Annotated in this window: 1 protein-coding gene; it reads left to right on the top strand. The window is 55.7% G+C overall.

Annotation, left to right across the window (positions count from 1 at the left end; genetic code table 11):
* The first annotated feature begins 624 nt into the window (after positions 1 to 624).
* A complete protein-coding gene (locus V6C07_RS08670) occupies positions 625 to 1,263 on the top strand; it encodes a carbonic anhydrase (RefSeq protein ID WP_333536000.1) in 639 nt (212 codons plus the stop codon).
* The last annotated feature ends 355 nt before the right edge of the window (positions 1,264 to 1,618 follow it).

The following is a 1,618-nucleotide window of genomic DNA, read 5'->3' as shown; positions in this document are numbered from 1 at the left end:
GCCGTGCCCCCCAGCGCCGTGAGACACGCCGCGCCAGCCAGGGCTATAGCCGCCAGCAGAAGCAGTGATGTGCCGTTCCTCATGTGCTTGTCCTTTTGCATTCAGACATTACCCCAAGCCCGCCGCTCAAGGGCGGCAGGATCCTCCGGCCCCGCCGATCCCTGCGGGGGGCAAACACGCAGATATTGCAACGGTATCGCAGGCTGCAAGACTCGTCAAGGAGGTCAGAGAGTTGGAACGGCTTCTCATGCTTGGAAAAACAAGGAGATTGGGAAAATTTTCATTAAAAAATAGGTTTTAATTTTGGCGTTTCGCGCCAATGCATTTATTTGCGACCCCACGTTGTGCATAACTGTCACATACTTCGGCGCGGAGTGATAAAAGTAAAAAAATATGGAATATGGTCTCAACGGGCCAGTCGCGCTCTTTGCGCTTGACCTGCGCATAAAGATGCTCTACGTGGCAAGATGATATGGAAGCAGCGTGATGATGCCCCGGTCCTGCCGGGGAGTGCGCCCCCGCCTGGCCGTGCCGTTTTTCCGCAGAAAACGGCGGTCCGGGGTGCGCCTGCCGCCTGAATGGCTGTGGAATGAAGGGCTGCGTAACTCCAACGGAGGATCGTTGATGAAGAATGTTGAAAGCCTGTTACAGGGCAACGAGCTGTTTCAGAAAAATTATTTCAGAAAAAACGAATCCCAGCTTCTGGATCTGGTCAGCAGCGGACAGCATCCCAAGGCGCTTTTTATCGGTTGCGCCGACTCCCGGGTTATTCCCTCCCTCATAACCAACGCGCCTCCGGGGCAGCTTTTCGTCTTGCGCAATGTGGGCAACTTTGTGGCCCCCTACAAGCCGGACGAAGACTATCATGCCACGGCTTCAGGCATTGAATATGCCGTCACCACGCTGAATATTTCAGAAATCATCATCTGCGGACATACCCACTGCGGCGCCATTGAGGCCCTGTACAAAGACATCAACGGCAAGGAGCTCATCCATACAAAGAAATGGCTGTCATTGGGCAAAAAGGCCAAAGACCTTGCCTTGCTGGCCCTCGGCAAAAATGCTGAAAAAGAAAAGCTGCTGCGGCTGACGGAAAAGCTCTCCATTATTTTTCAGATCGAGAATCTGCTCACCTATCCTTATGTCAGGCGCAAGGTAAACAAGGGTACGCTGCATATCCACGGCTGGCTCTACCATATCGAGTCCGGCGAAATGGAATATTACGACCCTGACGAGCACGAATTCCTTACGCTGAACAAATAAGTTCTGCCGCTCGTGGCGCAGTGAGGGAAAGGGTTTGTCCTTCGTCAGGGGAGGGATGACGTCCTGCGCGGCGGGAGCAGGGAGGGAAGGAAAGGCTTGTTCTTCGCACGGTGGCTGCCTGCCTTACGAAGGACAAGCCGCGCTTTCCCGTTCTTGCCGCCCGCCGCGCAGGCGGTCAATTGAACCCTGCGCGATGCAGCCCCATGCAGCCCCATGCAGCCCCATGCAGGCAGTAAAAAACAAGCACCCTATACGCGCAAGGCCCGTGCCGCCTTGACCACGGCGTCCACATCATCGGGGGGCAGCCATACGGCACCGGCACGCGCGCGAAACCAGGTGAGCTGGCGCTTGGCGT

Source organism: Desulfovibrio sp. 1214_IL3152 (assembly GCF_036763055.1).
Classification (GTDB): Bacteria; Desulfobacterota; Desulfovibrionia; order Desulfovibrionales; family Desulfovibrionaceae; genus Desulfovibrio.
The sequence above is the reverse complement of the archived record's forward strand: the minus strand, read 5'-3'. Positions and strand labels throughout refer to the sequence as shown.